The following is a 22,826-nucleotide window of genomic DNA, read 5'->3' as shown; positions in this document are numbered from 1 at the left end:
CATGCCCAAAACGACCCAGGCCACGTCTTCCGACGGCATCATGGCGGTCTCGCTGGCCTTGCAGATCTTCGAGAAGCTGGCCCATAGCGACGAGCCGCTGCGCGTGACCGATCTGGCCCAGGCCCTGGGCACCTCGAAGACACGGGTGTTTCGCTATCTGCGAACGCTCATCGGCCTGGGCTATGTCATCCAGGATCCGCAGACCGAGCGCTATGGGGTCGGCATCCGCCTGGCGCTGCTGGCGACGGCCCTGTCCGCCCGATTCGATCTGTTGAAGGCGACGCTGCCGATCCTGCGCCAGGTGCGCGACACCCTCGGCCAGACGGTGGTCATGTCCTTCATCGAAGATGGGGAGATCTACCCTGTCCAACAGGTGAATGGCTCATCCATGATCACCTTCAACACCCAGATGGGAATGCCGCTGGGTCTCCATAACAGCGCCCAGGGCAAACTGTCCCTGGCCTATGGTCCGCCCGAGTTGCTGGAGCGGGTTCTACAAGGAACGCTGAAGAAGGTCGGGGCGCGGACGATCGTCGATCCGGCGCAGCTCAGGGCCGAGATCGAGGGGGTGCGCGAGCGCGGCTGGGCGGTCGCGCCGAGTGAGACCCTGAGCGGGCTGAACGCGCTGGCGATGCCAATCTTCACGTCACACCGCAAGATCGTCGCGACACTCGGCCTGCTGGGGTCCATCGACGAGATCCCGGCACTGCCTTCCGCCCACCAGATCGACACCCTGAGAGCGGCCGCCGAGGAGCTCGCTCACCGTCTGCAGGATTCGCCGCTGATGATCGGTGCGGCGAGGTAGTGGTGTTCGATGACGATCGTGCGCGCGGGCTTTAGCCGGACGGCCCCGTGACGGCTAGGCCTTCTCCACGCCGCACCAGTCGGCGAGGAAGAGCGCCATGGTCTTGGTGACGGCCCGCACCGAGTCGAGGTCGACGCGCTCGTCGATCCCGTGCGGCCGCTCGCAGATCGGGCCGTAAACGAGGCCGGGCGTGTTCTGGTAGAGGCCGAAGAAGCGGGCATCGGTGGCCGCGGAGGTCACGACCTCCTCCAGCTTCGCGTTGAACACGGCCGAATGGCTGTCGGCGAGCACCGCCTCCGGCTGCTGGGCATTGGCCAAGACATAGCCTTCCGCCATGTGGCCGTGATAGTCGATGCGCGGCGGAGTGTTCGACAGATAGGGATCGCTCAGGGCCGCCTTGCGGATGCAGGCCTCGATCTCGGCCCTGATATCGGCGAGCTTCACGCCCGGCAACACGCCCACGCGCACGTTCAAGGTGGCCGTCGCCGGCACGCTGGAGGTCCATTCGCCGCCGGAGATCTCGCCCAGATTGACGCGGATCGGATGGGGATGGTCCTTGTAGACGGGATGGTCCAGCTTGCGGGCGTTCCAGACATCCTCGAGCGCCTTGATGTGGGGCCACAGCATCAGGGCCTTCTCGATCGCACTGGCGCCGACCGTGCTGAAGCCGGCGGAGGCGTGCTGGGGATCGCCATCCACATGCACGCGGAACCAGATCAGCCCGACCTCCGCCCGCATGAGCTTGGGCTCCAGCGGCTCGGGGACGAAGGCGCAATCGGCGCGATAGCCGCGTTGCAGGCAGGCCAAGGTGCCGTTGCCGGTGCACTCCTCCTCGACCACGGACTGGAAATGAATCGGGGCCGTGGGCATAAAGCCAGCGCTGCGCACCGCATCATAGGCAAATAAGGTGGCGGCAAGGCCGGCCTTCATGTCGCCGGCCCCCCTGCCATACATCCACTTGCCGTCGATGCGCGGCTCGAATGGCGGGGTCGTCCACCGCGCCCAGGGGCCCGTCGGCACCACGTCGACATGGCCGTTGAAGATCAGGGAACGGCCTTTTCGGGTCTTCGGCCGGTAGGTGCCCACCACGTTGAAGGCGTTCTCATAGGAGACGGCCACCGGGGCAAAGCCCGGCAGGTCCTTGATGTCCTCCACATCGATGCGCCACTGGTCCACAGCAAAGCCGCGGCGGGCCATGGCATCGGCCATGAAATCCTGCATCGTATGCTCCTGGCCCCGCAGCGAGGGGATGCGGACCATGTCCTGGGTGAAGCGGACCTGGTCGTCAAAGGCTGCATCGACGGCGCCGGTGATGGCCCTGGTTACATCCGTATCGAGCATGCCTGCTCCTTTCGCAGTCACTGTGAGCGTGAGGTGAACCGTTTGGCGACCAGGGGTCCCAGCGTCGCGAGGCCCTTGGGGAGGAACATCACGATCAGGATGATGATCGCGCCATAGACCAGCAGCCGGTAATTATCGAGATCCCGCAGCAGTTCGATGGTCACGGTCAAGATCAGGGCGCCGATCAAGGGGCCGCTCAGGGTGCCCAGACCGCCCACCAGCACCATGGCGATGATGAGGATCATGAGGTCGATGCCGACGGCGGCCGAGGGGGTGAGGATGCCGATGTAATGGGCATAGAAGGCACCGGCGAGACCCACCAGGAAGGCGCTGACCCCGAACACGAGCAGCTTCTGCTTCGTGAGATTGACCCCCAGGCTCTCGGCCGCATCCTCGGCATCGCGCATGGCCACCATGGAGAGGCCGGTCTTCGAGCGCATCAGCAGGGTGACGACCACGACGGAGGCGATCAGCAGCACCAGCACGAGATAATAATAGGGCAGCTTGTCGGCGGGAGTGAACACGACCTTGCCGATGCCCGGCAGGGTGAAGTCCGTGAATGCCGGGATGCCCCACAGGCCGAGTTCGCCGCGGGTGATCGATTGCAGGTTCGAGATGACGATGCGCACGATCTCGGCAAAGCCCAGGGTGACGATCGCCACATGCGGCATGGATTTGATGCGCAGGATCGGCAGACCGATGAACAGTCCCGCGATCGTCGCGGCGAGTGCTGCGATCCAGATGGTGATCCAGGGGCTCAACCCCGCATTGATGCTGATGAGGGCGGAGGCATAGGCGCCGATCCCGAAGAATGCATGGTGCCCGAAGGTCTTCAGGCCGGCAAAACCGGTGACCAGGTTCCAGGCCGAGGCGAAGATGCCGAAGATCATGGCCAGGATCAGCACATGCAGCAGATAGCTGTCGCGCGTGATCATGGGGATCACCATCATGACCAGGATGACGGCCGCCATGAGCGCCCATTGGTGCGGCTTCAGCGGTTGAAACATGCGCGTCTCCGGTCAGGCGACTGGGGCAGGGCGGACATGCGGGCCATCACGAGGGTTTCTTTCCGAACAGGCCCCAGGGCCGCCACCAGATCACGCCGATCATCAAGGTGAAGGCGATCACGTCGCGCCATTCCGACGAGGTGAGCTGTACGCCAACCGCTTCCACCACCCCAAGGATCAGGCCGCCCGCGATCGCGCCGGGAAAGCTGCCGAGGCCGCCGAGAATGACGACCACGAAGCCCTTGAGCAGGATCGGCATGCCGCTCCACGGGTTGATCGCATAGATGGGTGCCAGCATGGCGGCGGCGATGGCGCCGAGAGCGGCGGCGATCCCGAAGGTGATCAGATAGATCCGCTGGGCCGGGATGCCCACCACCGCTGCGGCATCGCGGTCCTGCGACGTCGCTCGAATGGCCCAGCCCAGCCGCGTCCGCTTCAGCACATAGGTCATGATCGCAATGGTCAGCAGCGCCACGCCGAAGATGAGCAGACGCTGCACCGGCAGACGGATGCCGGCGAATTCGACGATGCCGGAGAGGTAATAGGGCACGCTTTGGAACTGTTCGCCGAACAGGAGCAGCGCTGCGTTCTGCAGGAAGATGGAGAGCCCCAGGGTCGCGGCAATGGTGGAGAAGGCCCATCCCTCCCGCGGCAGGAGGTAGTGAATGGTCAGCCGCTGGATGAGCGCGCCCAGGATGAAGGTCGCGAAGATCGCGATGGGGATGGCGAGATAGGAGGGCACGCCATAGGTCACCACCAGGAAGAAGACGAAATAGCCGCCCAGCATGTAGAACTCGCCATGGGCGAGGTTCAAGACCCGCATGGTACCGTAGATCAAGGCGATGCCGCTGCCGATCAGGGCATACATCGAGCCGATGATCAGGCCATTGATGATCTGCTCAAGGAAGATCGCGTAATTCACTGGTCTCTCCCTTGTTTCACGGTCTCAGGCGCCGAGATAGACACGGCGGATCACGTCGGAATGGATCATCTCGTCGCCGGTGCCGGACAGCACCACCCGGCCCCCCTCGAGCAGATAGCCGCGATGGGAGACGCCGAAGGAGAGCTGCACATTCTGCTCGTTGAAGACGACGGCGATCCCCTCCTGATTGATGCGGCGCATGATCTCGGCGATCTGCTTCACGATCCGCGGCGCCAGGCCGAGATAGGGCTCGTCCATCAGAAGCAGGCGCGGGCGCGACATGAGGCTGCGGGCGATCGCCACCATCTGCTGCTCGCCGCCGCTCATCTTGCCCGCGATCTGATCGCGCCGCTCGGACAGGACCGGAAACAGGCTCTCCACCCATTCCAGCCGGCTGCGGGTGTCCTTGTTGACGCTGCGGTGATAGGCGCCGAGCAGCACGTTCTCGCGCACGGTCATGTCGCCGAACAGCCGGCGGCGCTCCAGCACCATGGAAATGCCGAAGCCAACCATCTCGTGGGTCGGCACCTTGGTGAGATCCTGGCCCTCGAAGATCACCCTGCCGGAGCGGATCGGCGACAGCCCCATGATGGCCTTCAGCACGGTGCTCTTGCCGGAGCCGTTCGGCCCGAGAATGGCGACGACCTCATCCTTCGCGGCGGTGAGGGACACGTCCCAGAGCACCTGGTAGTCGCCATAGAGGACGTTCAGGTCTTCGACCTGAAGCATCGGGGCCTCAGCCATGCTCGGTCGCCTCCCCGAGATAGAGCTCGATCACCTCAGGATGGCGCGCGATCTCCGCAGGCGTTCCCTCGGCCATGCGGACGCCCCGATTCATGAAGATCGCGCGATCGGCCAGTTCGTTGATCACCCGCATATTGTGCTCGATGATGACCAGGGTCAGCCCCTCGCCGCGCAGACGCTGCACGAGCTCGATGAGGCCGGGAATGCTTTTCTGATCCACTCCGCCGGTCACCTCGTCCAGCAGCAGCAGCTTCGGCCGGGTCGCCATGGCGCGCGCCATTTCGAGGCGCTTGCGCTGGCCGGTGCTCAGCCCCTTGGCCAGAACATCCGCCCGATCCGCAAGCCCCACCATGTCCACATAGCGGCGGGCATCCTTCCGGGCCTCCGCCATGGAGCCGTTATGGGCGAGCGCCCCGACCATGACGTTCTCTTCCACCGTGAGTTCCTGGAAGGGCTGCGTGATCTGGAAGGTGCGGGCCAGGCCGGCGCGGCAGCGACCATCCGGCTTGACCCGGGTGATGTCCTGGCCGTCAAAGATGATCCTGCCGGCATCGGGCGCATGCACTCCGGCGATCACATGGAAGGTCGTGGTCTTGCCCGCGCCGTTCGGGCCCATCAGGGAGAGGATCTCCCCGGGCGCCACGGTCAGCGAGAGGTCGTCGATCGCCACGATGCCGCCGAAGGACATGGTGATGCCTTCGACCTTCAGGAGGGGATCGGGCGCAACGTTCGGCATGGGTTCGAGGCTCCGATGGGCGATCGAGCGAAGAGACCGTCGGGAAAGGCGCGCGAGGCGCCCGAGCCGGGAACGGCGCGAGAGGCGCCCGAGGTCACTGGAACTCGGGCGCGCGGCAGCGGACTATTCGACCGGCTTGAACTTGGCGGTCGCGGTGGACTCAGGCCAGATCACGTAGCTGACGCCGTCCTGGATCTGGGCCATGGGCACCGGCAGGAATTCGGCTCCGACCTTGGGCGTGTGGTTGGCCGTGTCATAGACATAGCGGGCGATCACGCAAGGGGAGTCGGTCTTGGCGAAGGCTTCGGAGATCTTCGCGGGCTCGATGGATCCCGCCGTCTTGATGTTGTTGAGCAGCATGGTCATCTGGCAATAGCCCTGAGCGTGGTCGCCATTGCCGTTGACCCCACTCAATTCCTTGAAGGTCGCCGCGAACTCCTTGTGCTTCGGGTTGTTCTTGGGATCGAAGAAGAGCGGCGTCCAGAGAAGGCCGTTGGCCGCAGCGCCGGCTCCCGTCAAGAATTCGGGGCGGATCGGATAGTAGACCGCAAGGTGCAAGGACTTCAGCCCCTGTTCCTTGATCTGCTTGACGAGCGCGATCCCGGAATTGACGGAGGTGAAGATCGAAATCAGCACGTCGGGCTCGTCGCCGCGCAGCTTCGACAGCTGGGGATAGAAATCGGCGTGGCCGAGCGGCACCGTTTCGCTCGATGAGACCGTCCAGCCGCCCTCCTTGAACAGGGGCTCGGTATATTCGACATTGGACTTGCCGTAGTCGGTGTCCTCGACGACGAAGGCGATCTTCTTGCCCGCGGGCTTGAAGCTGCCCTGCTTGATCAGATCATCCACCGTCCCATACAGAGTCGCGGCATAGGCATCGCTGTTGAAGCTCGACTTCCAGAAGTTCGCAAAGCGCTCCTGGTCGGCTTGAATCTTCTTGGCGATCTCGATCGAGACCGGCTGGCCGCTCATCATGAACTTGCCGAAGCTCGGGGCCACCTCCATGATCGCCAGCGTCACGGAACTGGCGATGGTGTCGCCGACCAGGACGTCGACATTGTCGCGGGTGAGAAGCTTCTGCGCGGCGCTTACCCCCACCTCCGGGCGCGATGCACTGTCCTCGAAGATCAGCTTGACCTCGCGCTTTTCGCCATCGACCTCGATGCCGCCGTCCTTGTTGGCCTGGGCTGCCGCCGCCTCATAGGCCTGGCGCATGGAAATGCCGGAATTGGCGGCGGGCCCGCTCAGCGGACCGATAACGCCAATGGTCAGATCGGCGGCCGAGACTGCGCCGGCCGATGCGAATGCCGCGGCGGAGAGCGTCGCCGCAACCGAGAAACGTTTCAGGTGACGTCTGAGGCTCATCGAATAACTCCCCTGTTCTGATTTTAAAATTGAGTTTGGCGATCGGTGCTTCAGTCTACCGCCACTGCCTCCGCCAGAGGCTCGGTGCCACACCATTCGGCGATGAACAGCGCCATGGCGGCCGTGATCCGCTTCACCGACGAAATGCTCACGCATTCATCGAATCCGTGGATGTTCCGGGAAACCGGCCCGTAACACAAGGCTGGAATTCGGTCGTAGAGCGCATAGACGCGGGTATCGAGATAGGCCGGCGTGACCAGGGTCTCGAGCGGCGTGCCCGTGGCGGCCTCATGGGCCTCGCCCAAGACCCGTTCCGCCGCCGAGCCGGGCGCGAGCACATAGCCCTCGGTGTGGAAACCATTGACGGTGACCTGGGGCGGCATGTTGGACAGGAACGGATCGTGCCGGGCGAAATCCGCAACACGCGTGCTGATCTCGCGCGCCGCGGCAGCTGCATCCACGCCCGGATAGATGGCGATGCGGCAATCGATGCGGCACCAGCAGGGAACCGAGGAGGCCCAGTCGCCGCCCTCGATCTTGCCGATGTTCAAATTGATGGGGTGCGGATCGTTTTGGAAGTGCTCGTGGTCGACCTTGCGGTCGTTCCATGCCTGCTCCAGCTTGCGCAATTCGCCGATGACGCGATAGGCGGCATCAATGGCATTGGCGCCGGCGCCCATCTCGCGCACATGCACCGGCAGACCGCGCAGCTCCACCTGGAACCAGATCACGCCGGCATTGGCGCGGACGAGCTTCTCATCCTCCGGCTCGGGGATCAGCACCGCATCGGCCTTGTAGCCGCGCAGATGGGTCATGAGCGCGCCATTGCCGGTCGATTCCTCCTCCACCACCGACTGCACATAAAGGGTGGCGGCCGGCTGCAGCCCGATGCGGCGGAGCGCATCCAGGGCAAAGATGTTCGCCGCCGCGCCGGCCTTCATGTCGGCGGAGCCGCGGCCGAACATCCAGTCGCCGACGATCTCGCCGCCATAGGGCGAATGCTGCCACATGGCCTCCGGCCCGGTCGGAACCACATCCAGGTGCGACTGGAGGATCAGCGAACGGCCTGTTTCCGTCCGGGGATGGTGAATGCCCACGACGATCGGCGCGCGCGAATGCTCCTCCGACCACGGCGATCCGCCGGGATGGTGCTCGATCGCCGCGCGGTCCATGGGGAAACGGTCCATGGCGTAACCGCGCCTTTGCAGCTCCCGGAACGTGAAATCCTGGACCGTGTGCTCGGCGCCCCGGACCGAGGGGAAAGACACCAGCTTCTGCGTGAAGGAAAGCTGTTCGGCAAATCCGTGTGCGACGGAGTCGATGATCGCGCGACGCAGATCCGGAGCAAGCGCCATTCCCTCTTCCCCTCCTGCGGCGGCGACCTTTTCGGGTGCGCGACCGGTCCCTGCAGCACAGCTCCCTGTGAGCCCTCAGAGGCCAGCCTATGAAAGCTCTTTACAGCGTGTCAAGACGTGGCACTCTGTATCACGCAATGACACAGGCACTCGACAGATTCAGAACCGACATGGGAACGCGGTCCGAGAGGGGGACGACGTCTCCGCCCGGCGTGCCGCTCGTCCGCTCAGTGGAGCGCGCCGCCCGGCTCCTGCGGGCCTTTACGCCCGGCCAGACCCATCTTTCCCTCGCAGACCTGTCCCGCCAGACGCAGCTCGACAAGAGCACGGCGCGCCGGCTGCTGCATACGCTCTGCGTCCTGCAGTTCGTCCATTATGATGAGATCACGCAGACTTATGCGCTGGCCCCGGCGCTGCTGACGCTGGTCCCGGCGGTGGATTACGGCCGCGAGCTGCGCGACGTCGCCGAGCCGGTACTCGCCCGACTCACCGAACTCACCGGCGCGAACGCCTTCTTGTGGTCCTGCTTCGGCGGGCAGGCGCTCTGCCTCGACCGGGTCAAAGCACGCGACCTGCAGATCGAGGCCCAATGGTCGGCGATCGGCACCCTGATTGCGCCGAACTGCGCGGGGGGCCCGCGGGTCATCCTCGCCTATCTCAGCGAGGAGGAGCGGGGCAGGGTCCTGCGCGGCGTCTTGCCCAAGCACACGATCTTCTCCCGAACCGACCCGGCCATTCTGGAGGCCGACGCCCGCGTGATCCGCGACCGCGGCTGGGAACTCGCCGTCGACGATTATATCGTGGGTCTCGCCGGACTCGGCGTTCCGGTCTTCGATCGGAGTGGCCGCTTCATCGCCAGCATCAGCATCACGACGCTGTCACCGCGGCTGCCGATCGAGAATGGCGAGCCGCGTCACCTCAAGGCGATGCTGGAAGCAGCCGCCGAAATCGGAGCCCGCTTCCAACCATGAAACTGTCCACACCTTCCGCCCGGCCCCTGCATCTGGCCGGCGTGCTGATCCTGGCCGTCTTCTGGGGGCTGAATTGGCCGGCGGTGAAGATCGTGCTCAACGAGATCTCGCCCTGGACCTTCCGCGCCATCGCCCTGACCCTGGCGGGGCTCGCCCTGGCGGTGACGGCGCTCATCCGCGGCGACAGGCTCTCCGTCTCGCGCCGCGAGATCGCGCCGCTCCTGCTTGCGGGCCTGCTGACCATCGCCGGCTTCAACCTGTTCCTCGCCTATGCCCAGCTCTTGGCGCCGACGTCGCGGGCCGTGATCGTCACCTTCACCATGCCGGTCTGGGCGGTCATCTTCGCCCGGATCTTTCTTGCCGAGCCCCTGAGCTGGCAGCGGCTGGTCGGGGTCGGGCTGGGTGTGGCGGGGCTGGCGGCACTGTCCTCGCCGCTCGTCGCCTCGGGCGGCTTCAGCATCGGGCTCCTGTTTGCGCTGTGTGCCGGCATCTCCTGGGCCCTGGGCAGCGTCGTGACGAAGAAGTGGGCCGTCGCCGCGGCGCCGCTCACCATCGCCACCTGGCAGCTGCTCACCGGCGCCGCCTTCGCCATTGGAGGCATGCTGCTGTTCGAAGGCGTTCCCGTCTATCACCCGCTTGCCGAGAGCACCCTCCTGGCGCTGGCCTATCACGTCGTGGTGGCGCTCATCCTCGCCTATGTGCTGTGGTTCACGATCCTGCCGCGCCTGCCGCTCGGGCTGGCCAGCCTCGGAACGCTGCTGGTGCCGGCGATCGGCGTCGCCAGCGCCATGCTGATCCTGGGCGAGCGCCCCACGCCGATGGATTATGCGGGCCTGTTCCTGATCACCCTGGCCGCATTCAGCATTCTCCTGCCGTCGCGACCCGTCCCGACATGAGCCGGTGCCGGACAGGCGCCTCAGGCGTGCAGCCGGTCTAGGGCTTGAGGCTGCCGAGGATCACGAGCTCGTCGCCCTCGGGCTTGAGCACGATCCCCTCGCCGGAGGACGGGACGCGACCCGTCAAGGCGGTGATGTTCACCTGATGGGTGCTGACGAACAAGACGCCCGGGCCGCGCCAGGCCAAGAGCAGCGCGCGCGCCGCCCGGGTCTGGGCCTCGCGGGACTGCTGGTTGCCAAAGAAGGAGTCGAAGGCAGGCTCAACCTTGGCCCGTCCCGGGAAAGCGAGGTCGGCCGTCTCCCTGGCCCGGCACCATCGGGAGGTGAGGACTGCGCCGGGTGCGACGCCGCGGTCTCGAAACCGCGCCCCGATCTGCCGGGCCTGGGCGCGTCCCGCCTCGCTCAGATTGCGCTGGGTCGAACAGTCCTCGAGGGACATGCCCGGGGGATCGCCGATGCCGGGGGCGGTGGCGTGGCGAAAGAGGACGATGCCATCAGCGGACAACGCCTGCCAGGCGGCGTCATCGGGTCCCGCCGCAAAGCCGGGCGCCGGCAAGAACGCGGCCAAGAGAGCGAAGGCCAGCGACAGGAGATCGCGACGGATCATGGGCAGTTTTCCTTCTCGCTGCACCGGGCAAGGGTGCAGCCCAGACGACTTAGTCGTGCCCCGCACCATGCCAAAGGGCGGTGGGATTGTCGATTTCACGTCCTCGTCATTGCACGCAGCCGATCGCGGCGATCGCGGCGGTCACAAGGAAATCACCGTCGGCGGTGGGGGCGGAGGGAGCGAATTCCCATGTTCTACGTTTGTTGCTGTACGGGCGAACACGCGATAGGGCTCAACGCCCAGACGTTGCGTGCAACAGTGAGTTTCCATGCATGGTGAGAGCGGTTGTCGGGGTCTGCGAGCGGGATCGTCTTGCCACGCTTGCGGAACACGATGTCGAGGGCTTGACGGAGGACGACGGCCTCGACGACATCGCCGCCCATGCCGCAGCCCTGTGCGGAACGCCGATCTCGCTCGTGTCCCTGGTCAAGGAGCACCAGCAGGTGTTTCCGGGGAAGCTGGGGCTGGAGGCGCGGGAGACCTCGCGGGAAGTGTCCTTCTGCGTGCACGCCATGAGCGGCCCGGAGATCATGGTCATTCCCGATGCGCGGCGGGATGAGCGGTTTACCGACAACATCCTGGTGACCGGCGCCCCGCATATCCGCTTCTATGCCGGCGTGCCTCTGGTCTCGGAGGAGGGGATCCCGCTCGGATCGCTCTGCGTCATCGACACATCGCCCCGGGAGGGACTGACCGCCCTGCAGCGCCAGGGGCTCACCCTGCTGGCGGAGAACGTCATGCTGCGCCTGCATGCGCGGCGGACGGCCAAGCGCCATACCAGCGCGCAGCGGAACGTGGCGCTTGCCCTGTCGGAGAGCGAGCAGCGGTTTCGCATCCTTGCCGACACCATGCCGCAGATGGTGTGGTCGACGCTCCCGGACGGCTATCACGATTACTACAATGCCCGCTGGTATGCGTTCACCGGCATGGTGGAGGGGACGACCGATGGCGAAGGGTGGAACGGCATGTTCCATGCCGACGACCAGGACCGGGCCTGGACCATCTGGAAGCGTTCCCTGGAAACGGGCGAGCCCTATGAGATCGAGTACCGCCTGCGCCACCATTCCGGCGTCTATCGCTGGGTGCTGGGGCGGGCCCTGCCGATGCGGGATGCGACCGGGGACATCACGCGCTGGTTCGGGACCTGCACCGACATCCACGAGCACCGGCTGCTGCTCGAGCAAAGGGAGATCATCTCCCAGGAGCTCAGCCACAGGATCAAGAATATCTTCTCGGTGATCAGCGGCCTCATCACGTTCACAGCCCAGGCCCATCCGCCGATCAAACCGGTGGCGGATGATCTGAGGCTGCGGATCATGGCGCTCAGCCGCGCCCATGATTTCGTGCGGCCACACAGCGCGGCCTCACGGCCCGCGGCGCAGCAGACCAGCCTGCACCGGCTGCTGGAGCAGATCCTGCAGCCCTATCAGGACACAGAGAAGGCCAGGATCACCATCCGCGGCTATGATCCCGAGATCGACGACCGGTCGGCGACGCCGTTTGCCCTGTTCTTCCACGAATTGGCGACCAATGCCGCCAAATATGGCGCATTGTCCCGCCTCGAGGGGACGATCGAGATCGCTGTCGAGGATGACGATGACACGGTCCGCCTGACCTGGCGCGAATTGGGGGGACCGGAGCTTGCCGTGTCACCCGACTATCGCGGCTTCGGCAGCCGTTTGCTGGAGCTCAGCGGGAAGAGCCAGCTTGGAGGGTCACTGGAGCGGAGCTGGCTGCCCAGCGGCCTGGAGGCGACGCTTGCCATCCCCAAGACATCGCTGCGGATCGCGGCCGCCGGGTGATCGGCGACGCGACCTAGGGGCCGAAGACCGTGACGTCGGCTTCCGCCGCGCGGGCGTGGTCGATGCGGCCATAGCCGAGGGCCGCGGCGGCGAGAATGCTCTGGTCCGAGAAGGGCTTGCGAATGAAGCCGATGGCCGTCTCGGCGGGTGGGTCGATCTGGGCCGGATTGGCGGTCACATAGATGACCTTGACGCCCTTGCGCGCCAGATCGGCGGCGATCTCGGGCCCGGTCATCCCGTCGCGGAGATTGATGTCAACGAAGGCGAGCTCGGCATGATCCACCGCGGCCAAGGCCTCATTGCGGTCTGCGGCAATGGCTGCCACGCTGTAGCCCTGTTCGCAGAGAATCCGCTCGATGTCCAAGGCGACGAAGATCTCGTCCTCGACGATGAGGATCGGCTTTTCCGGGTTCATGCTCAATCTCGGTCATTGATCATGCCGCGACAACGCAGGATGTGGTGGAGTCGTTCCGTTGCACCCACATGATGATGGTCAGGCCCAGCCCAGGCCGCGGGCGGCGCAGGAGACGGCAGCGAGGCTGAGGATGCCGGCGGCCGTGGCTTTCAGGGCAGCGTGGGCCCGCACCGCCACCCGGCGGATGGAGGGCCGCGAGAGCCCCAGGGCCGCGGTGACATGCCAGAGGATTTCGGGAATGCCGAACAGCAGGGCGAAGACCAGGATGCTGGTCCCGTCGGTGCCGTGGCCTGCATAGGGGCCGACAAAGGCCGCCGACATGAAGGCGATGGTCAGGGGATCGGAGATGGAGATCACCATTCCGGCGGATAAGAGAGCCCGGGGCGAGCCCTCGCTGCACTCGGCGAGATCCCCCGGCGCTGCGGAGCGCAGCAGCCGGACGGCGGTCCACAGCAGGGCCGCGGTGGCGAGGAAGTACAACATATAGGCCGGCACCCATGCGGCTGCGTGGGTGGTGAACAGAGCGACAGAGACCGCCAAGCTCACGGTCCCCAGGCTGATGCCGATGATGAAGGGCAGGGCGGCCCTGAAGCCGTGGAGGGAGGCCAGGCAGCCGATGGCAATCATGATCGGACCGGGGACGATGAGGATGATGAGATAGGCCGCAACGATCTGGGCCGGCCCGTAGCCGAGAAACCCGCTGATGCCCGACATTGGTGACCTCCGAAGTGACAGGTGCCGGTGGTCACGGTCGGACGTTCCAGGAGGCTCGGCGGTGGCATTTGCCACACATGCAGAAAAAGGGGCGGAGAGAGGGCCGCATCGGCCTTGCGATCGTGTCGCAAGGACCCGGGCCCAGGCGAGATGGAAGTGCCGGTGATTTCGCGCTAGATTGCAGCGTGACCGTCGATGCAGCGTGATGCCATCCGCGCGATTTCGCGCCTTGCACATTCTGCTCGGGTTCTTCTATTCCATACCAGAGCAAGCCTGGAGTGACCCAATGAGTGTGGTTGCCTTTCCCCAGACGACAGAGACCGGCGACGGCATCGATCTCTTGGTCGGCGCCCATCGGCCCGGCCATGGGCTGGCACGCGCCTTCTACATGGATCCGGCGATCTTCGAGCGGGACATGGAGCGGGTGTTCCGCCGGCACTGGCACTGTCTCGGGCATGAGGCCATCATCCCCAAGCCCGGCGATTTCGAGCTGTTCCACATCGAGAACGAAGCGATCATCCTGAGCCGCGGCCAGGACGGCGTCATCCGCGCGATGCTGAATGTCTGCCGGCATCGCGGCGCCGAGGTCTGCACGAAGCCCAAAGGCAATGCGCGGTCCTTCGTCTGCCCCTATCACGCCTGGACCTACGGCAATGACGGCAGCCTGAAAGCCGCCCGGCTGATGCCGAAGGATTTCGACCGCTCGGCGCATGGCCTGAAGATGCTGACTGTGCGGGTGGCGGAAGGCCTCATCTTCCTGTCCTTCGCCGAGACGCCGCTCGATTTCGAACCCATCGCCCAGGCCCTGCGGGCCAGCTGCGGCCAGTATGGCTGGGGCGAGGCGCGGGTGGCGCATCGGGAAAGCTACAAGATCGACGCCAATTGGAAGCTGGCGGTCGAAAATTACGTCGAATGCTATCATTGCGGACCGGCGCATCCGGAATATTCCCTGACCCATGCCCTGGAGCAGCCGCTGGAGATGATCGCCAAGCTGAACGAGGCGATGGAGCAGCGCACCTGCGCCCTCGGGATCGAGATCATCAGCGGCGACAATTGGCGCAATTCGGTGGGCGGCCACGAGGCCATCCACACCTTCCGCTATGCGCTCTATGACGGCGTCTCCAGCGGCAGCCAGGACGGCTCACCGGTCGCGCCGCTGATGGGGCGCTTCACGCAATTCGACGGCGGGGTCACCTCCGTTCATCTCGGCGGCACGAGCTTCCTCGTCTGCTACCCCGATCACGGCATGATCTATCGCTTCATCCCGAAGACGACGGACAGCTGCGAAATGGAGCTGATCTGGCTCGTGCGCGGCGATGCGGTCGAGGGCGAGGACTACGACCTCGACAAGCTCACCTGGCTGTGGAAGGTGACGACGGAGGAAGACAAGAAGATCATCGAACACACCGCCCGGGGCGTGCGCTCGCATTACTTCACGCCCGGGCCGATCGCACCCATGGAGCAGAACGAGCTGCGCTACATCAACTGGTATCTCGAGGAGATCAGCCGCGCCTGACCATCAACCCGCTCGGGGGCAGGAGCGAGCGGGCTGGGCGGAGGCCTGTCAGACGATCCCGGGCCGGCATCGGCCTTGTGCTGTCTTGTGGCCGGGAAGATGGTGAGGGACGGCGAGGGTCCGTCCCTGTGATCCGTTTGTGGGAGAGGGGTTAGGATGGGTGCGGAACAGACGCGGGAGTTCGCCGAACGATTGATGCGCGAGGTGTGGATCCCTTACGACCACACCGCGATGGACCGGTTCTACCATCGCGACATGATCGGCCATCATCGGCAGCAGACCCTGAGCTTCGAGGATGTAGGCAATCGGCTGCAATGGGACGTGCCGAACTTCCTGGAATCCAGCTACGACATCCGCGACATCGTGGCGGAAGCGGACAAGTTCGCCATCCGCTTCGTCTTCGAATGCCTGCTCTCGGCCACGAAAACGCGGTTTTCGACGGAGGTGATCTATTTCTATCACCTGAGGGACGGCAAAATTTCCGAATTCTGGCTGCTGAGCGACGGCGACTTCGATTATAAGCAGCATCTTTGACGGCCGCGGTGCACACCCGGCCTGGCTGAATCATCAAGACATTCGAGAAAGGGGCTGACCTCGGAGATGAGTTCGTCACTGACGTTGATGAATTGCTTCCTGCTGCTGGCGCAGGCGCTGCTTTATTTCGCGGTCATGGCAGCCCTGTTCCGCCTGCGGCGACGCACCGGCATCGGGCTCTTCGTCTGTGCGCTCGGGGTGATGCACTTCCTGGAGAATTATCTGGCCAGCGTCTTCTACATCGCGCTGCCCTTCGGAGTGATCTCGCCGGGATCGACCATCCTGTTCTCGGGCAAGCTGGTGATGCTGCTCCTGCTCTATATCAGGGAGGATGCCGTCACGGTGCGCCAGCCGATCTATGGCCTTCTGGTCGGCAATTTCCTGCTGGTCGCGCTGGTGATGATCCTCCGGCAGCACGAGGTGGTCGCGGTCAATGACGGACGCCTGCCGGACATGGCGTTCATCGACGAGGTCGGATTGTTGATGGTGTGGGGCACCATGCTCCTGTTCATCGACGCGATCGCCATCATCATGCTCTATGAAAAACTCGGACAATGGCTGGGCCAGCATCTGCTGCCGCGGGTGATGATCGCCTCCAGCCTGGTCCTGACCTTCGACCAAGCCGGATTCTATCTGGCGCTGCATTATCTGTATGGAGCGCCCGTCGAGGTCTTCCTCGGAGGGTGGGTCGCGAAGATGGGCGCCAGCGTGGTCTTCAGCATCCTGCTCGTCGCCTATCTCCATCGCTTCGAACGCATGGCCCTGACCGCAGAGCCGCCGCTCAACGATCTGTTTCAAATGCTGACCTACCGGGAGCGATATGAATCCCTGGTGCTGAAATCGGCCGTCGACGGCCTCACGGGGCTGCTGCACAGGGGACGCTTCGAGGAACTGGGCCGCGAGGCCACCGCTACGGCGCAAAAGCGGCGCTCCCATCTCTGCCTGCTCATCATCGATATCGACCATTTCAAGCGCATCAACGACCAGTACGGACATGCCGTGGGAGACAAGGTCTTGATGCTGGTGGCGGAGGTGATGCGCGAGGAGACGGATCGCACGGAGCAGCTGTTCCGGGTCGGCGGCGACGAGTTTGCGGTCCTCACCACGAGGCCCTATGCCCAGGCCATGCAGGTGGCGGAAAAGATCCGCCACGCGATCGCTGCCCGGGTGCGCTATGAGGGGCAGCCGGTGACCATCAGCATCGGCGTCGCCCAGGGGAGCGGCAATCCGAATCTTCCGCAGCTCTACATGGCCGCGGACAGCTGTCTCTATGCGGCCAAGTCGTCAGGGCGCGACAATGTGCGGGGCATCGAGGAGCTCGCGCATGGAGAGGCCGCGGCGGAAGCGGTCCGGACGCTCCACTGAATTCACTCGACGGCGTCAGCCGCGAATGGCCTGCGCCTGCTTCAGATGGTCCTCAAGCTCGGGCAGCGTGTCCTTGGCGAATTTGGCGATCTCGTCACCGCCATCTGCCTGGTCCGCATAAAGTGCGATGGCCTCCTCGTGGCCCTTAATCATCACTTCAAGGAACTTCGCGTCGAACTCATGGCCGGTGAGGGCGGCGAGCGCCTCGGCGGTCGTCTGATCCTTCTCCGCGGGCTGCGTGGGCGGCGTCAGGCTGAGGACCTTGGCGAAGTTCTCGGCCTGCTTGTTGGCCGCGCTGTGCGCCGAGATCATCATTTCGCCATAGGCGCGCACCTTCTCGTCCTTGGATTTCTCCAGGGACAGCTTGCCGAGGGAGATTTCCGCCAGATTGATCTCGATGGCGCGGGCAACAAACTCCTTGTCGTCCATATCGGCAGAGGCGGGTGTGGCGAGAATGAAGACTGCAAAGAGGGAGGTTAGGATCCGGGACTTCATGGACGCGCTCCAGTCATGAGTTCGCGGGGGGCGAGTGAATAACGGCGGCTTTCCGGGTTCGTTCCGCTCATGTTCATCATCCCCGCTCGATGAGAAAGACCCAAAGATCCCCGTTCCTCTCGGAAGAGAGGAGATGATCGCCGCTTTCCCGGACGAAATTGGGGATGTCGATCGAGGCAAGAGGATCCGTGCAGGTGACCTCAAGACGCGATCCCGAGGGCAGGGCCCGGAGCGCCTTGCGGGTCTTGAGGACCGGGAGAGGGCATTTCAGGCCGATGAGGTCGAGCTTTGACTCGGTCATGATTTCAAGGCGGCGAGAGGCTGAGCGGATTTGAGCAGGAGATCGGCGATCGCATCCACATCATCGAGAGCGGCGCAGGGGGGCGCGTCCTGGGGAACGACATCCGTCACCAGCCCCAGAATATGGGGATCGTCGGGGTAAAGGAAGGGTCGACCATTCGCAGTCCGATGAACCTCGACCTTGGCGTGGGCGGAAAACTTGAAGCCCTCCACGATCACCAGATCCACCGGCGACAGGCGTGCGAGAAGTTCCGGCAGGGCGGGCTCGGGCGCATCGCGCAGCTCGTGGATCTGAGCCCAGCGACGGGCGGAGGAGATGATGACCTCCGTCGCACCGGCTTGGCGATGGCGCCAGCTGTCCTTGCCGGGGATGTCGAGATCGAACTCGTGATGGGCATGCTTCAGGGTGGAGATGCGCAGGCCCCGGGCGCGGAAATGCGGGATGATGCGGGCGATGAGGGTCGTCTTGCCGGCGCCACTCCAGCCTGCCAATCCGATGAGCCGCATGCCACCCCGCGCGAAAAATGGTATCTGGACAGTTTCGGCGACAGGGTCAAGCCAGGCGGGCGATGAAGACAGGTGGGCGCGCAGACACGATCGGCGTGGTGCTGGCGGGGGGACGCTCGCAGCGAATGGGCGGCGGTGACAAAGGGCTCCTCGCGATCGGCGGACGGAGCCTGCTCGAACGGGTGATCGCGCGGCTCGCGCCGCAATGTGCCGGGGTCGTTGTGAATGCCAATGGTGACCCCGCGCGGTTCTCCGCGTTCGCGCTGCCGATCGCTGCCGACAGCGTGCCGGGATTTGCCGGACCGCTGGCGGGGCTGCTGGCCGGGCTCGACTGGGCAGCGGCGCATCACCCGGAGATGCCTCAGGTGGCCAGTGTTTCCGGGGACTGCCCGTTCCTTCCCCGGGATCTGGTGTCGAGGCTCGCCGAGCAAATGCAGAGCGCCGGAGCGCCCATGGCGATCGCACGATCGGGTGCGCGACTGCATCCGACCGTCGGCCTGTGGGATGTCTCACTGCGCGAGAACTTGCGGGAAGCGGTCCTGCAGCGGGGTCTGCGCAGGGTGCAGGACTGGCTTCAGAGCTTCGATTACGTCGTCGCAGACTGGGAGACGACACCGATCGACCCCTTCTTCAACGTCAACCGGCCCGAGGACCTGCAAAGGGCGGTGCAGTTTGCGGGACTGGTCGACTGACCGCGGGCGTCAGGTGGCCGCTTCGGCGGCGCGTGGGGCCGACCGGGTGCGTTTGGCCGGACGCGGCTTGGCCTCTGCTGCCGTCGAGGCTGCGGCGGGCGCAGACTGCTTGGCGGCGCGTTCCGAGCGGCGGCTGCGTTCGCGATTGGCGCGGCTGAGGGCCCGGCTGAAGGCCGATAGCTTGCGGCGGCTCTCCTCGTCGCCGTGACTGTCCTGGCTGCCGCGGCCCTTGGTGCGGAACTCGATCCGGCGCTGGCTCGACACCGAGCGCGCCCAGTCGCGGCGGCCGCGAAGCTGCGTGATCAGACCGGCGAGGTCGTCATCCCCCAGATTGCCGATATCGGTGCGGCGCGTCTGCTCGACGAGTTCGAGCTCCGCGGCGTCGAGGACGCGACGGTCCTCCTTCTGTGTGGCCGCCATGGGGCCTCCTTAAATGCTGTTCAGGTGCTGAGCTAACGCCGGCACGCGGGCGGAGTTCCCCTCAGGGATCCGCCAGGATGCGCCGTCGGCGGCCAGCGTCAGGAGCCGGTGACGATGAGCGGGAAGGAGATTGCGGTCTTGGGCAGGGTGCCGAGCCTGACCGTCACCTTGCCCGTGGCACCGGCGGGCAGGGCGATGCTGCCGCGAAAGGGAAGCATGCCATAGGCCGTGCCGCTGGGCCGTCGGCGACGGTCAACGGAGACGTCGCCCTTGGCGATGACGCGACCATCATCGCCGAGAACGGCAAGGGCCACTTTGCCATTGCGGTAGAAGTAATCGGGAAGCTCGCCTGTCAGCTGCAGCGGGGAGCGGGTGCTGGCGCCCGGCTCCGGGGTGTCGAGAAGGGCGAAGTGGCCCATGCCGCCGGCGGGGTCCTCGACCCTGAAGGGCATGACCGGATTGCCGCCGAAGCGCTTGCGCCAGGCGGGGGTGAGCAACGGCGCCAGGTCGCGAGCGGGCACCACCACGTGATAGGCGCCCTCGGAGAAGGGGCCCACCACATAGGGGCCGAGATGAAAGGCCAGGCCGCCGATCTTGCCCGGCTGGCTGGAGGGCACGAAGGTCATGGTCTCCAGCGGCAGGACGAAGCTGTCGAGCCAGAAATCATCGTGGCGCGGATCGTAATCCTTGCCGAGCTTGGCCTGCTTCTGCGCCTTCACCCCCGCCCGGACGCGATCGGTCAAGTCCTTGAGGGCGGCGCCGGTGTCTGCGGAGCTGCCGATGCCAAAAAGCTCGGATGCCGAAATCTCGGCTTTGCGGCGAAGATCGTAGTTCATCCCGCGATAGATGACATTGCCGTGAGCGCCACCGGTATAGGTCTCCATGACCTTCAACAGGCTGATGGCATCACGGGAGACGAAGGCGGGCTGATAATCGATTCGCAGGATGTAGGGTGCCAAGTTCATGGCGGACTGGCCGGAGAGCTCGCGATGGTCCTTCTCGGCCTGCTCAGAAAATGTCTGGGCGATGTCCTTCGCCTCGCGATCCAAGGCCTGTTGCAGCTGCGGCGCCAGAGAGGCGGTGCGGGGAAGAACGACCGTGATGTCGAAGGCGTCACTGGTCCGGCGCAGGATCTCATCGCGCTGCAGGTCGGCGGCGACAACGGACGACATCGCGCAGAGAAAACCGATGGAAAGAACAAAATTTCGCATGAAAACGCCACTCGATCGCCAACCGCCCCGCCCCAGACCAACCTAAGACATGAGACGGAAAAGTCGACACACATCCCCGCGTATCCACACCGAGGGAGGCGCAGCGAGGGCAGATTTGCGTCACAGGGATGTTTCCCTTTGGGGATGTTATGCGTTAGTGTCTGCGCCCGTCTTCACGCGGGCCGCGCTGCGGCGCCGTCCCGCCAACAATGATCACGCCTTAGGAGGCATTCATGGCTTTCGAACTTCCCCCCTTGCCTTACGCCTATGATGCGCTTGCGCCCTATATGTCGGCCGAGACGCTGGAGTTTCACCACGACAAGCACCACAAGGCCTATGTCGACAACGGCAACAAGCTGCTGGAAGGCTCCGGCCTCGAGGGCAAATCGCTCGAAGAGGTGGTGAAGGGTTCCTACGGGAAGAATCAGGCGCTGTTCAACAATGCCGGCCAGCATTTCAACCATATCCATTTCTGGAAGTGGATGAGGCCGAATGGCGGCGGCACCAAGGTGCCGGGCAAGCTCGCAGCCAAGATCGATTCCGACCTCGGCGGCTTCGACAAGTTCAAGGAGAGCTTCGTCCAGGCCGGCGTCGGCCAGTTCGGCTCAGGCTGGGCCTGGCTCACCGTCAGCAAGGACGGCAAGCTGGAGATCACCAAGACGCCGAATGGCGAGAACCCGCTGGTGCATGGCGGAACGCCGCTGCTGGGCGTGGACGTCTGGGAGCATTCCTACTACATCGACTATCGCAACCGGCGCCCGGACTATCTCAAGGCCTTCGTCGAGAACCTGATCAATTGGGAATATGTTGAGGAACTCTACGGAAAGGTCGCCTGACCTTGCCGCAATGCGCGTGGCGCGTTAATGAGCGGGGCCCCGGGGCCCCGCTCTTCTTTTGACCGCACGGAAGTGAACCGATGACTGATGAGATGATCCTTGATCCGGTCGACCAAGCGGTCGCAGCGGTGAAGGCCGGTGAAATGGTCGTCGTCGTGGACGATGCCGACCGCGAGAATGAGGGCGACCTCATCATGGCGGCCGCAAAAGCGACACCGGAACAGATTGCGTTCATGATCCGCCATACCAGCGGCATCGTCTGCACCCCGCTGACGGCGGAGGAGGCCAAGCGGCTGCGCCTCGACCCGATGGTGTCGCTCAACGATGCCCCGATGGGCACCGCCTTCACGGTGTCGATCGACTATCGCCACGGCCTGACCACCGGCATCTCCTCGGAAGAGCGGTGCAACACCGTGCGGGCGCTGGCGAACGGCAATGCCGGGGCCGATGATTTCGTCCGGCCGGGCCACGTCTTCCCGCTGATCGCCAAGAGCGGGGGGGTGCTCATGCGCTCCGGCCACACGGAGGCGGCGGTGGACCTGGCACGGCTGGCCGGCTTCGCCCCCGTCGGGGTGATCGCGGAACTCGTCAATGATGACGGCTCGGTGAAGCGCGGCCCCGAGGTTCTGAAATTCGCCCGGGACCATGGCTTCAAGATCATTTCCGTCAATGATCTGATCGCGTACCGGCAGTCGCGTGAGAAACTGGTTGAACGCACCGCCGACCTCACCGTCACGACCCCGATCGGGCCGGCGCGGGCGATCGCCTATGCCACCCCCTTCGATACGGTGCAGCATCTGGCCATCATCTTCGGCGATGTGAGCGGCAAGAAATGCGTGCCCACCCGGTTGCATCGCGAGGACGTGCTGGACGACATCTTCGGCCAGCGGGAGGTCCTCACCGCCGTCTATAAGCGATTCGAAGCCGAGGGCCGCGGGGTTCTGGTCTATCTGCGCGAAGGTGCAGCCGGCGTTCCCGCCGCAGATTACAGCAAGGACAGTGAGGAGAGCGAGGACGCCACCCGCAGCGACCGGGCGCGAGCGGAAACCTGGCGCGACATCGGACTGGGGGCGCAGATCCTCCGGGATCTCGGCGTTTCGTCCATCACCCTGCTGGCGACGTCGACGCGCCATTATGTGGGCCTGACCGGCTTCGGCATCGAAATCGAGCAAACCGACCAGCTCGATCCGTAAAGGTTGTAAGTTCAAACAACATATACTATTGATTGAATGAGCCGGGACAGCTCGTGACGGCCGCGCCTGCGGCCGTC

25 protein-coding genes are annotated in these 22,826 nt (G+C 64.8%); 10 read left to right on the top strand and 15 right to left on the bottom strand.

Annotated elements, in window-relative coordinates; genetic code table 11:
- Position 1 precedes the first annotated feature (1 nt).
- The gene (locus FKM97_RS08915; protein WP_144292050.1) at positions 2-805 is read left to right on the top strand and encodes an IclR family transcriptional regulator; all 804 of its coding nucleotides are present in this window, start codon (positions 2-4) and stop codon (positions 803-805) included.
- A 54-nt stretch (positions 806-859) separates the two neighbouring features.
- Here the strand turns inward: FKM97_RS08915 and FKM97_RS08910 are convergent, their stop codons facing one another.
- The 7 genes from FKM97_RS08910 to FKM97_RS08880 form a co-directional block, all read right to left on the bottom strand.
- A complete protein-coding gene (locus FKM97_RS08910; protein WP_144292049.1) occupies positions 860-2,146 on the bottom strand; it encodes an ArgE/DapE family deacylase in 1,287 nt (428 codons plus the stop codon).
- Between the two features lie 17 nt (positions 2,147-2,163).
- Complete coding sequence (locus FKM97_RS08905; RefSeq protein WP_144292048.1) at positions 2,164-3,153, bottom strand: branched-chain amino acid ABC transporter permease; 990 nt, start codon at positions 3,151-3,153, stop codon at positions 2,164-2,166.
- A gap of 46 nt (positions 3,154-3,199) precedes the next feature.
- On the bottom strand, positions 3,200-4,075 hold the full coding sequence (locus tag FKM97_RS08900) for a branched-chain amino acid ABC transporter permease (RefSeq protein ID WP_144292047.1): 876 nt from the start codon (positions 4,073-4,075) through the stop codon (positions 3,200-3,202).
- A gap of 24 nt (positions 4,076-4,099) precedes the next feature.
- Entirely contained in the window at positions 4,100-4,819 is a 720-nt protein-coding gene (locus tag FKM97_RS08895) for an ABC transporter ATP-binding protein (RefSeq protein WP_144292046.1), read from the bottom strand.
- Positions 4,812-5,555, bottom strand: coding sequence for an ABC transporter ATP-binding protein (locus FKM97_RS08890; protein ID WP_144292045.1), 744 nt, complete (start codon positions 5,553-5,555; stop codon positions 4,812-4,814). The genes FKM97_RS08895 and FKM97_RS08890 overlap by 8 nt, the downstream gene beginning before the upstream one ends.
- A 123-nt stretch (positions 5,556-5,678) precedes the next feature.
- A complete protein-coding gene (locus FKM97_RS08885) occupies positions 5,679-6,920 on the bottom strand; it encodes an ABC transporter substrate-binding protein (protein ID WP_170240826.1) in 1,242 nt (413 codons plus the stop codon).
- Positions 6,921-6,970: 50 nt separating this feature from the next.
- Positions 6,971-8,275, bottom strand: a complete 1,305-nt coding sequence (locus FKM97_RS08880) for an ArgE/DapE family deacylase (RefSeq protein ID WP_144292043.1) — start codon at positions 8,273-8,275, stop codon at positions 6,971-6,973.
- A gap of 170 nt (positions 8,276-8,445) precedes the next feature.
- Here FKM97_RS08880 and FKM97_RS08875 point away from each other — a divergent pair, with 170 nt between their 5' ends.
- Positions 8,446-9,246, top strand: coding sequence for an IclR family transcriptional regulator (locus FKM97_RS08875; RefSeq protein ID WP_170240825.1), 801 nt, complete (start codon positions 8,446-8,448; stop codon positions 9,244-9,246).
- On the top strand, positions 9,243-10,142 hold the full coding sequence (locus FKM97_RS08870; protein ID WP_144292041.1) for a DMT family transporter: 900 nt from the start codon (positions 9,243-9,245) through the stop codon (positions 10,140-10,142). Before FKM97_RS08875 ends, FKM97_RS08870 begins: the two co-directional genes overlap by 4 nt.
- A 37-nt stretch (positions 10,143-10,179) precedes the next feature.
- On the opposite strand, the gene FKM97_RS08865 is transcribed toward FKM97_RS08870, so the two are convergent.
- A complete protein-coding gene (locus FKM97_RS08865; RefSeq protein WP_144292040.1) occupies positions 10,180-10,749 on the bottom strand; it encodes a histidine phosphatase family protein in 570 nt (189 codons plus the stop codon).
- Between the two features lie 272 nt (positions 10,750-11,021).
- Between FKM97_RS08865 and FKM97_RS08860 the strand changes: the two genes are divergently transcribed.
- Complete coding sequence (locus FKM97_RS08860) at positions 11,022-12,551, top strand: PAS domain-containing protein (protein WP_144292039.1); 1,530 nt, start codon at positions 11,022-11,024, stop codon at positions 12,549-12,551.
- Positions 12,552-12,564: 13 nt separating this feature from the next.
- Here the strand turns inward: FKM97_RS08860 and FKM97_RS08855 are convergent, their stop codons facing one another.
- Together FKM97_RS08855 and FKM97_RS08850 are read right to left on the bottom strand one after the other, a co-directional pair.
- Entirely contained in the window at positions 12,565-12,966 is a 402-nt protein-coding gene (locus FKM97_RS08855; protein ID WP_144292038.1) for a response regulator, read from the bottom strand.
- A 78-nt stretch (positions 12,967-13,044) separates the two neighbouring features.
- On the bottom strand, positions 13,045-13,680 hold the full coding sequence (locus FKM97_RS08850; protein WP_170240824.1) for a LysE family translocator: 636 nt from the start codon (positions 13,678-13,680) through the stop codon (positions 13,045-13,047).
- A gap of 286 nt (positions 13,681-13,966) precedes the next feature.
- Between FKM97_RS08850 and FKM97_RS08845 the strand changes: the two genes are divergently transcribed.
- The 3 genes from FKM97_RS08845 to FKM97_RS08835 all read left to right on the top strand — a co-directional run bounded on the left by FKM97_RS08845 (position 13,967) and on the right by FKM97_RS08835 (position 17,095).
- Entirely contained in the window at positions 13,967-15,196 is a 1,230-nt protein-coding gene (locus tag FKM97_RS08845; RefSeq protein WP_144292036.1) for an aromatic ring-hydroxylating oxygenase subunit alpha, read from the top strand.
- Between the two features lie 156 nt (positions 15,197-15,352).
- Entirely contained in the window at positions 15,353-15,730 is a 378-nt protein-coding gene (locus tag FKM97_RS08840; RefSeq protein WP_144292035.1) for an ester cyclase, read from the top strand.
- 66 nt (positions 15,731-15,796) lie between these two features.
- A complete protein-coding gene (locus FKM97_RS08835; RefSeq protein WP_144292034.1) occupies positions 15,797-17,095 on the top strand; it encodes a GGDEF domain-containing protein in 1,299 nt (432 codons plus the stop codon).
- Positions 17,096-17,110: 15 nt separating this feature from the next.
- On the opposite strand, the gene FKM97_RS08830 is transcribed toward FKM97_RS08835, so the two are convergent.
- The 3 genes from FKM97_RS08830 to mobB form a co-directional block, all read right to left on the bottom strand.
- Positions 17,111-17,590 carry a DUF4142 domain-containing protein gene (locus tag FKM97_RS08830; protein ID WP_144292033.1) on the bottom strand — a complete coding sequence of 160 codons (480 nt, stop codon included), beginning with the start codon at positions 17,588-17,590 and terminating at the stop codon, positions 17,111-17,113.
- 76 nt (positions 17,591-17,666) lie between these two features.
- A complete protein-coding gene (locus FKM97_RS08825) occupies positions 17,667-17,891 on the bottom strand; it encodes a sulfurtransferase TusA family protein (protein ID WP_144292032.1) in 225 nt (74 codons plus the stop codon).
- On the bottom strand, positions 17,888-18,397 hold the full coding sequence (gene mobB, locus FKM97_RS08820) for a molybdopterin-guanine dinucleotide biosynthesis protein B (protein ID WP_144292031.1): 510 nt from the start codon (positions 18,395-18,397) through the stop codon (positions 17,888-17,890). Before mobB ends, FKM97_RS08825 begins: the two co-directional genes overlap by 4 nt.
- Positions 18,398-18,459: 62 nt before the next feature.
- Between mobB and mobA the strand changes: the two genes are divergently transcribed.
- Positions 18,460-19,089, top strand: a complete 630-nt coding sequence (mobA, locus tag FKM97_RS08815; protein ID WP_144292030.1) for a molybdenum cofactor guanylyltransferase MobA — start codon at positions 18,460-18,462, stop codon at positions 19,087-19,089.
- Between the two features lie 9 nt (positions 19,090-19,098).
- On the opposite strand, the gene FKM97_RS08810 is transcribed toward mobA, so the two are convergent.
- On the bottom strand, positions 19,099-19,509 hold the full coding sequence (locus FKM97_RS08810) for a hypothetical protein (protein ID WP_144292029.1): 411 nt from the start codon (positions 19,507-19,509) through the stop codon (positions 19,099-19,101).
- Between the two features lie 98 nt (positions 19,510-19,607).
- Positions 19,608-20,720, bottom strand: coding sequence for a DUF3298 and DUF4163 domain-containing protein (locus FKM97_RS08805; protein ID WP_144292028.1), 1,113 nt, complete (start codon positions 20,718-20,720; stop codon positions 19,608-19,610).
- A gap of 233 nt (positions 20,721-20,953) precedes the next feature.
- Here FKM97_RS08805 and FKM97_RS08800 point away from each other — a divergent pair, with 233 nt between their 5' ends.
- Together FKM97_RS08800 and ribB are read left to right on the top strand one after the other, a co-directional pair.
- On the top strand, positions 20,954-21,556 hold the full coding sequence (locus FKM97_RS08800; RefSeq protein ID WP_144292027.1) for a superoxide dismutase: 603 nt from the start codon (positions 20,954-20,956) through the stop codon (positions 21,554-21,556).
- Between the two features lie 80 nt (positions 21,557-21,636).
- Positions 21,637-22,749, top strand: coding sequence for a 3,4-dihydroxy-2-butanone-4-phosphate synthase (gene ribB, locus FKM97_RS08795; protein ID WP_144292026.1), 1,113 nt, complete (start codon positions 21,637-21,639; stop codon positions 22,747-22,749).
- Positions 22,750-22,826: the final 77 nt, after the last annotated feature.

Origin of the sequence: Rhodoligotrophos appendicifer, assembly GCF_007474605.1 — a bacterium.
GTDB lineage: Bacteria > Pseudomonadota > Alphaproteobacteria > Rhizobiales > Im1 > Rhodoligotrophos > Rhodoligotrophos appendicifer.
The sequence above is the reverse complement of the archived record's forward strand: the minus strand, read 5'-3'. Positions and strand labels throughout refer to the sequence as shown.

What these genes read in the sequence shown, in the direction of transcription:
- mobA (WP_144292030.1), top strand. Translation starts at nt 18,460, where the DNA reads ATGAAGACAGGTGGGCGCGCAGACACGATCGGCGTGGTGCTGGCGGGG.
- FKM97_RS08905 (WP_144292048.1), bottom strand. Translation starts at nt 3,153, where the DNA reads ATGTTTCAACCGCTGAAGCCGCACCAATGGGCGCTCATGGCGGCCGTC.
- FKM97_RS08885 (WP_170240826.1), bottom strand. Translation starts at nt 6,920, where the DNA reads ATGAGCCTCAGACGTCACCTGAAACGTTTCTCGGTTGCGGCGACGCTC.
- FKM97_RS08865 (WP_144292040.1), bottom strand. Translation starts at nt 10,749, where the DNA reads ATGATCCGTCGCGATCTCCTGTCGCTGGCCTTCGCTCTCTTGGCCGCG.
- ribB (WP_144292026.1), top strand. Translation starts at nt 21,637, where the DNA reads ATGACTGATGAGATGATCCTTGATCCGGTCGACCAAGCGGTCGCAGCG.
- FKM97_RS08910 (WP_144292049.1), bottom strand. Translation starts at nt 2,146, where the DNA reads ATGCTCGATACGGATGTAACCAGGGCCATCACCGGCGCCGTCGATGCA.
- FKM97_RS08875 (WP_170240825.1), top strand. Translation starts at nt 8,446, where the DNA reads ATGGGAACGCGGTCCGAGAGGGGGACGACGTCTCCGCCCGGCGTGCCG.
- FKM97_RS08915 (WP_144292050.1), top strand. Translation starts at nt 2, where the DNA reads ATGCCCAAAACGACCCAGGCCACGTCTTCCGACGGCATCATGGCGGTC.
- FKM97_RS08825 (WP_144292032.1), bottom strand. Translation starts at nt 17,891, where the DNA reads ATGACCGAGTCAAAGCTCGACCTCATCGGCCTGAAATGCCCTCTCCCG.
- FKM97_RS08880 (WP_144292043.1), bottom strand. Translation starts at nt 8,275, where the DNA reads ATGGCGCTTGCTCCGGATCTGCGTCGCGCGATCATCGACTCCGTCGCA.
- FKM97_RS08810 (WP_144292029.1), bottom strand. Translation starts at nt 19,509, where the DNA reads ATGGCGGCCACACAGAAGGAGGACCGTCGCGTCCTCGACGCCGCGGAG.
- FKM97_RS08855 (WP_144292038.1), bottom strand. Translation starts at nt 12,966, where the DNA reads ATGAACCCGGAAAAGCCGATCCTCATCGTCGAGGACGAGATCTTCGTC.
- FKM97_RS08870 (WP_144292041.1), top strand. Translation starts at nt 9,243, where the DNA reads ATGAAACTGTCCACACCTTCCGCCCGGCCCCTGCATCTGGCCGGCGTG.
- mobB (WP_144292031.1), bottom strand. Translation starts at nt 18,397, where the DNA reads ATGCGGCTCATCGGATTGGCAGGCTGGAGTGGCGCCGGCAAGACGACC.
- FKM97_RS08845 (WP_144292036.1), top strand. Translation starts at nt 13,967, where the DNA reads ATGAGTGTGGTTGCCTTTCCCCAGACGACAGAGACCGGCGACGGCATC.
- FKM97_RS08835 (WP_144292034.1), top strand. Translation starts at nt 15,797, where the DNA reads ATGAGTTCGTCACTGACGTTGATGAATTGCTTCCTGCTGCTGGCGCAG.
- FKM97_RS08830 (WP_144292033.1), bottom strand. Translation starts at nt 17,590, where the DNA reads ATGAAGTCCCGGATCCTAACCTCCCTCTTTGCAGTCTTCATTCTCGCC.
- FKM97_RS08890 (WP_144292045.1), bottom strand. Translation starts at nt 5,555, where the DNA reads ATGCCGAACGTTGCGCCCGATCCCCTCCTGAAGGTCGAAGGCATCACC.
- FKM97_RS08840 (WP_144292035.1), top strand. Translation starts at nt 15,353, where the DNA reads ATGGGTGCGGAACAGACGCGGGAGTTCGCCGAACGATTGATGCGCGAG.
- FKM97_RS08805 (WP_144292028.1), bottom strand. Translation starts at nt 20,720, where the DNA reads ATGCGAAATTTTGTTCTTTCCATCGGTTTTCTCTGCGCGATGTCGTCC.
- FKM97_RS08850 (WP_170240824.1), bottom strand. Translation starts at nt 13,680, where the DNA reads ATGTCGGGCATCAGCGGGTTTCTCGGCTACGGGCCGGCCCAGATCGTT.
- FKM97_RS08860 (WP_144292039.1), top strand. Translation starts at nt 11,022, where the DNA reads ATGGTGAGAGCGGTTGTCGGGGTCTGCGAGCGGGATCGTCTTGCCACG.
- FKM97_RS08895 (WP_144292046.1), bottom strand. Translation starts at nt 4,819, where the DNA reads ATGGCTGAGGCCCCGATGCTTCAGGTCGAAGACCTGAACGTCCTCTAT.
- FKM97_RS08800 (WP_144292027.1), top strand. Translation starts at nt 20,954, where the DNA reads ATGGCTTTCGAACTTCCCCCCTTGCCTTACGCCTATGATGCGCTTGCG.